General features: G+C 67.7%; 8 protein-coding genes. 2 read left to right on the plus strand and 6 right to left on the minus strand.

Annotated features, from left to right (window positions below; translation table 11 throughout):
* Together Q8Q85_15180 and Q8Q85_15185 are read left to right on the plus strand one after the other, a co-directional pair.
* Positions 1 to 417 (plus strand): DinB family protein (locus tag Q8Q85_15180; GenBank protein ID MDP3775602.1); only part of this gene is annotated, 417 nt, incomplete at its 5' end.
* Positions 418 to 485: 68 nt separating this feature from the next.
* Positions 486 to 1,679: an AAA family ATPase gene (locus tag Q8Q85_15185; GenBank protein ID MDP3775603.1), complete on the plus strand. Its 1,194-nt coding sequence runs from the start codon at positions 486 to 488 to the stop codon at positions 1,677 to 1,679.
* A 120-nt stretch (positions 1,680 to 1,799) separates the two neighbouring features.
* Here Q8Q85_15185 and Q8Q85_15190 read toward each other — a convergent pair whose 3' ends face one another.
* From Q8Q85_15190 to Q8Q85_15215, 6 genes are all read right to left on the minus strand, one after another.
* The gene (locus tag Q8Q85_15190) at positions 1,800 to 2,408 is read right to left on the minus strand and encodes a CRISPR-associated endonuclease Cas3'' (GenBank protein MDP3775604.1); all 609 of its coding nucleotides are present in this window, start codon (positions 2,406 to 2,408) and stop codon (positions 1,800 to 1,802) included.
* A gap of 87 nt (positions 2,409 to 2,495) precedes the next feature.
* Complete coding sequence (locus Q8Q85_15195; GenBank protein ID MDP3775605.1) at positions 2,496 to 2,768, minus strand: hypothetical protein; 273 nt, start codon at positions 2,766 to 2,768, stop codon at positions 2,496 to 2,498.
* Between the two features lie 291 nt (positions 2,769 to 3,059).
* Positions 3,060 to 3,581, minus strand: coding sequence for a hypothetical protein (locus Q8Q85_15200; protein MDP3775606.1), 522 nt, complete (start codon positions 3,579 to 3,581; stop codon positions 3,060 to 3,062).
* Positions 3,582 to 3,644: 63 nt separating this feature from the next.
* A complete protein-coding gene (locus tag Q8Q85_15205; GenBank protein MDP3775607.1) occupies positions 3,645 to 3,980 on the minus strand; it encodes a hypothetical protein in 336 nt (111 codons plus the stop codon).
* Positions 3,952 to 5,106 carry an XRE family transcriptional regulator gene (locus Q8Q85_15210; protein ID MDP3775608.1) on the minus strand — a complete coding sequence of 385 codons (1,155 nt, stop codon included), beginning with the start codon at positions 5,104 to 5,106 and terminating at the stop codon, positions 3,952 to 3,954. The genes Q8Q85_15205 and Q8Q85_15210 overlap by 29 nt, the downstream gene beginning before the upstream one ends.
* Positions 5,107 to 5,212: 106 nt before the next feature.
* The coding region (locus tag Q8Q85_15215; GenBank protein MDP3775609.1) for an acyl-CoA dehydrogenase family protein at positions 5,213 to 6,076 on the minus strand (864 nt) is incomplete at its 5' end.

Genomic DNA, 6,076 nt, shown 5'->3' on the forward strand with positions numbered 1-6,076 from the left:
CTGGCGAAGGTCCCGCCGGAAGCGTTGAAGTGGCGCCCCGCGCCGGGCAAGTGGTCGGTGCACGAAGTCATCTGCCACTGCGCGGACAGCGAGACGGTGTCATCCACGCGCATCAGGTTCCTGGTGGGTGCGGACAACCCCACGATCCTCGGCTACGACCAGGACCGCTGGGCGACGACGTTCGACTACCACTCCCTGCCGCTCGACCTGTCCCTGGCGCAGATCGAGTCGGTGCGCGCCTGGACCGCGGCGCTGATAAGGCGCCTGCCAGAGTCGGCCTGGTCGCGCGAGGGGACGCACTCCGAGTCGGGCCGCTACACGGCGGCGCGGTGGCTGGAGCTGTACGCGGAGCACTTGGAGGTGCACGCGCGGCAGATCGGGCGGAACGTGGAAGCGTGGATGGCCGCGCGGGCGTAGGCTTCCCTCTTGGGGTCGGTCCATCGGTGGTTCTTGACAAGGAACTCAGATTGGTATCTATTTGGTGAGTGACAAAACGCTCACCAAGTGAGAATCCTTTCCGCATCGGCGGCGTAGTTGCTGGTCCCTTCTTTACCGACCGCGACGATGAGCGGCGCCGCATCCGCCGGGCCCTCATCGAGCCGCAGTCGCATCTCCTTATCTACGGTCCGCGGCGGATGGGCAAGACCTCGACTCTGGTGGTCGTGCGGGAGGAGTTGACGCGCGAGGGGCGTCACGTCATGCTCGCGGACCTCTCCACGGCTTCCACCGTCGCCGACATCACGACCCGGCTACTACAGGCGGCCAGCCGTGAGCTGGGCCGCCGCTGGCCGGACTTCCTGGCGTCTCTGGTGCAGCGGGTAGGCGTCAGGCTGGGTCTTGAAGCCGATCCGGGGACTGGTCTCATTCTCCCGTCCCTTGACGTCAGCCTGCGCCAGGCGCCGCTCGAGGAGCAACGGGCCACACTGGCGGGCGCGCTCGACGCAATCGAGCAGGTCGCGGCGGCCAAGCGGGCGCATGTCGGCGTCATCCTGGACGAGTTTCAGGAGATCCACCGCTTTGGCGGTGAGGCTGCCGAGGCTCACCTGAGAGGAGTGATCCAGCACCACCGGCGGGTGAGCTATGTGCTGGCGGGCTCCGACGAGCGCCTCATCCAGGCGATGACAGGCCGAGGGCGTCCATTCTACAAGCTACTGGAGCCGCTGCAGTTTGGAGCGATGGCCCCGGCGCATCTGGCGGGGTGGATTGACTTGCGGCTGCGTGGGGCCGGTGTCCGGAGCAATGGGGTCGGCGAGGCGGTGGTTGCCGTCGCTGGGCCGCGCACGCGCGACGTCGTGCAGCTCGCGCGCGCGGTGTTCGACGCGGGGCGCACTGGCGGGATGGCGGACGGGGCCACGTTGGAGGAGGCCTTCCGAGGCGTGGTGGTTGCCGAGGAGGCGCCGTTGCGTGCTCTCTGGGAGGGCTTGACGCCGCTCCAGCAGAACGTGCTGCGCGCCTTGGCGGTGAGGGCGGCGGGGCTGACCACGGCGGCGACTCGGCGTGGGTTCTCGCTCGGCGCCCAGGGTGCCGCGACCAAGGCGGCCCAGACCCTGGTCGCACGCGATCTCCTGGTCAAAGACGACACGGGCTATCGCTTCGACAATCCGTTCATGCGCGGCTGGGTGATCTTGTACGCGCTGCCCGACGTGGGGCGGACGCTGCCAGTGATGCACCTGCCGTGACGGTGTTGCGTGCGGGCCTGGTGATTGGACGTGGCCGTTTCAGTCCACGCCCGCGCGCGAGCGGGCGACTGCCGCAAAGTGATGCACTCACCAGAGAGGTATCGGCACATGATCGCACGTTCACTCGGCGCGTCCTCCTCGCCGGACTCGCTCGGCGCCGTCGAGGAGAAGCTCCAGCGCCCGTGCGGCACGCAGGGGCGGACCGTCCGGCCGATACCGCCTCGGCTGCGCTGCCGTCCCGTCGAAGTGCGCTTCCGTCTCCACGTAGTCGGCATCCACCAGCGCCGAGAATAGCATGCGAATGTCCAGCATGGACGCAACGGACGGACTGCCGGCTCTGTAGACGGACCCCCTCAGTTCCTCCGGGATGGTCAGCCCATCCGCGCGGAGGCGTTCAACGAGGACCGACAGATCCGACTCCGTGACATTCCGCGGCGGATTCTGCAGTACGCTCCTCAGTTCGGCGGTGAGCCCGGGGCCAGCGTGGTCCATTCCGATGTGGTGGCCGAGGACCGCCACTGAGACGGCGGTGCCATTGGTGCCGTAGCGCTTTCGGGCGAGAACGGCTCCCGGGGTCCAGTGATCCAGGCCCCGTTCCTCTCCACGCAATCGCGCCAGAAAGCGCTCGCTGTACTTGCCAAGGTCATGCATCAGTCCAGCGACCCGTGCTTCATCGGCGGCACCGAATGCCGTGGCATAGAGGGCAGCTCGGTCTGACACCAGCTGCAAGTGCTCGCGGAGCGGCTCTGGAACTCCGCGGCCGTGGTCATTGGCGCTGTGAGCGAGGTATCCCAGGTAATCCCAGGTCGTTCGTCACTAGCCTCGTGGCCTCTCCCGATACTTGTCGTCCGGCACCGGCACCGGCGGCTCCAAGGTGCCTTGCAACTCCTCCAGTGCCACCCACCGGTCCACCACCCCCAACTCCTGCATTGGCCGCCTCGCCGCCCGATCCACCGTGCAGAACCGCTCGCCCCGCGCCAGCACCAACGCCAGCGACTCCAAACTCTCGGCGGAGTTGCCCCCGCCGCCCGCCTCCCAGGTCGTCACCCGCCAGTCAGTCCGCACCGCGCACTCTGGAAGTCTGGTCATGGTCGTCCAGGAGCAGAATCCGCTCCGCCACGACCGCCGCGCGCGGCGGCGCCCGACCTCGGCGCTGGTCCCGGCTCGTCAGAGGGCGGCAATCTGAACGGCTTCCCCGCGGGCCCCACGACCGGCAACCCCCGCGCCACCCGCGACCTCGCGAGCTGCACCGCCAGCTCACCAAGCTCCTCGATTACCTCCAGCTTACTTCGAAACGGCAGCTTGAGGAACGCACGGTGTTGAGCGCGACGGCTGCCGTCCCAGGTGCAGAGGCTCCAGTCGATCTCTGGTTGGTCCGCCCTAGCCTTCATTGTACTCTCCCGCCGGGTCGCCATGCAGCAGCCGCAGCTCCGCAATGTCGGCGCGATCGATGGCTCGACCGGCCTCCGCCTTCATGCGCAACAAGGCGGGTAATCGTACGATACGAACGGCGACCGCTGGGGCCAGCTCCTCCACGAGCGCGAGCCGGTATTCCTCGCCGAAGTCGAAGGGTTCCGTGACGAAGATGTCCACCGGCGTCTCTCGATGCGCGTCTGCGTCGAAGCTGAGGACCTGCATCTGTTTCTCGGCGATCCAGCGCGCTCGCTGCGCCGGGTCGCTGAACTGCTCGGCCGTGACGGGCACCCGTGGCCGATAGCCGAGCGAGGCCAACGCCCGGAACGTGGCCCGCACGTGCTCCGGCGTGAGCTCGATCACGAGGTCAACGTCCTGCGTGAACCGCCCGTACCCGTGCGCGTTCACCGCCAGTCCGCCCACCACGATGAACGGCACACCCTCGCTGTTGAAAGCTCTCACCAGGGCTTCGAGACTCGCGACCCTCACCTGGGCACCTCCGGAAACGCCAGCCAGCGCTCCCGTACGAGCCGGGCAGCGCCAAGAGTCGTATCACCCATCGCCGACTTCCCTCCAGACAGCTTCGAGAGCGAGATGGCGGGTCCACTGCTCCACGTACGAACGGTCGTACCCGCCGGCGGCCAGGTTGCGAACGTCGCGGAGCTGCACCTCCGACCGGGACTCCCGCGCCCACTCGAGTTTCGACCGCGTCAGGTCCACCTTGGTGACGGTCTCAAGGTGCACCAGATTGAAGAACGACTCCGCGGCGATCGCGCCGGTCAGATCCTCGGAGATGTAGTAGTCGCCGGCAAACAGTTCCGTAAGGGCTGTGGCGTCCGGCGGCGTCAGCGCCACGACGTCAACGAGGCAGCGCGATCTTGACCCCACGTCCGGGCTCCCCGCCGCCAAAGTGCCGTACTTCCTCTTCCACATCGGCCACGTTGACTTCGAGGAGCTCCGCCAGGCGCGTCCGCGAAATCCGCTCGGCGAGGAACGCCTTCACCGCCAACCGCCTGAATCGGGTCGGCTCGAGGGCCTGCTCGCCTCCCATCTGAAGGATCTGATCCTGAAGCTCGGGGTCCCCATAGGCGCGCTTCGCCTCGTCCCAGGGCACCAACTTGAGTACCGCCAACTCCACGAACACCGACTGCACGCTCACCCCGAAATACCGCGCCAGGCCGATCAGGTCGAGCCGGTCAATCGTCCCGTCCTCGCGCCGCAACAGCCTGAGGCGCTCCACAAAGTGCTCCGGCGGCAGCAGCAGCCGGCCGGCGAACTGATCCGCCAGCTGCTCGGCCCGATCCTTCTTGGCCCCGGGCGGTTGCGCCTCGCACAGGTGAAGCGACTGCTGCCCCTTCGACCGGGCCACGCGCCCCTGCGTGAGCAGGTGGAAGTATTCGTGCGCCAGCGTGAACACCTGCCGGCCCGGCGGGTGCGTACGGTTGAGCAGGACCGCGGACCCGAAGTGAACGCTCTGGATCGACGCGCCCGAAACGCCGTCCTCGAGGTCGAGGGCCAGCACCTTGATCCCGACCCGCTCCTCCAGCACCTCAAGCAGTTGCCTGCCCGGGGCGAGCCCGAGATCCAGCCGCTTGCGCTCCTGGTCCGCCAGCGCGTGCGCCTGCTCGTACGCGGAAAGGATCGCCCGCACCGGCCGCACGTCAGGCTCCCGCGCCTGGCCCAGCCACTCCTCCAGCTCCCGATAGGTTCGACACAGGTGGACGAAACGGTTCAGCGCGGCGCGACCGGTCGTCGTCACCGCCTGCGTGCGGAGCATCACCAACTCCTCTTCCGGCGGGTGCGGCTCCAAGCCCAGCAGCTGCTCCATGGACTCCCCGAACAGCCGCGCCAGCGCGAACAGCTCGCTCGCCGAGATGTCCCGCTTGCCCGCTTCCATCTCCGAGACCGCCGACCGGGGAATACTCAGATGCTCGGCGACCTGCTCCTGGGTGATCTTCAGGTGCTCGCGAGCGGCGCGGATGTTAGCGGCGGCGGACGTCTGATAATCCGACATAAATGGCAAATATGCGGTCGCTAGCTGTCGGCGCAAGGGACCAAGAAAAGGGGGCGCCGCACCGACGCCCCCGTTTACCTTCAACGCCCTATTCTCTTCAACCGTCCTACACCAGCCCCTTCTCCATCCACATGTGCTTGCCGGCGAGCACGTCCCGCGCCACGCCGTACGTCGCGACGTCGTCGTTGTCGAAGACCCGGCGGAAGATGGCCCGCACCCGACGCCGCGCGTCCTTGCAGAAGAGGTCCGCCAACTCGATCGCTTCCTGCTGTCCTTTCCGGGCCAGCATGTCCGCGCGGGCGCACGTCACGGACATCGCGAACAGCTCGGCGCCGACGTCCACGATCCGGAACAGCACCGACTGCCGCTTTTCGAGTTTCGGGCCGAAGCGCAGCATGGCGTGGAACGTGGTGCGCGCCAGCTGGCGCGACATCCGGTTGACGAACCGGACGTGGCCGGCCAGCCTGCCGAACTCCCCGTACCGCGGCCACCTGCCCCAGCCGAAATAGCGGCTCGGATACCAGGTGGCGTAGTACCAGGCGGTCTTGAAGAACACGCCGACCTTGGTGCCCAGCGCCACGTGCGGATCGAGCAGCGGCCCGGCCACCTTGAAGTGACGGTCCACTGCCTCGCGCGCAATGAACAGGTGCATGATCTCCGACGAACCCTCGAAGATCAGGTTGATGCGGAAGTCGCGCATGATCCGCTCGACCGGCCACGGCTTCTCGCCGCGCGCCTCGAGCGAGTGCGCCATCTCGTAGCCGCGCCCGCCGCGGATCTGCACCGTGTCGTCGATGATGCGCCAGGCGCGCTCCGAGTTGTACAGCTTCGCGATCGCGGCCTCGAGGCGGATGTCGTACCCGCCCTTGTCCGCCAGCAGCGAGCAGACCTCGGCGACGGATTCGAGCGCGAAGGTGTTGGCCGCCATGAGGCCGATCTTCTGCGCGATCGCGTCGTGCTTGCCCACCGC

This window comes from Gemmatimonadales bacterium, from assembly GCA_030697825.1.
In the GTDB taxonomy this organism is placed as follows: domain Bacteria; phylum Gemmatimonadota; class Gemmatimonadetes; order Gemmatimonadales; family JACORV01; genus JACORV01.

Bases quoted from the DNA above. Each gene is read 5' to 3' on its own strand.
- Q8Q85_15195 (MDP3775605.1), bottom strand. From the start codon at position 2,768: ATGACCAGACTTCCAGAGTGCGCGGTGCGGACTGACTGGCGGGTGACG.
- Q8Q85_15210 (MDP3775608.1), bottom strand. From the start codon at position 5,106: ATGTCGGATTATCAGACGTCCGCCGCCGCTAACATCCGCGCCGCTCGC.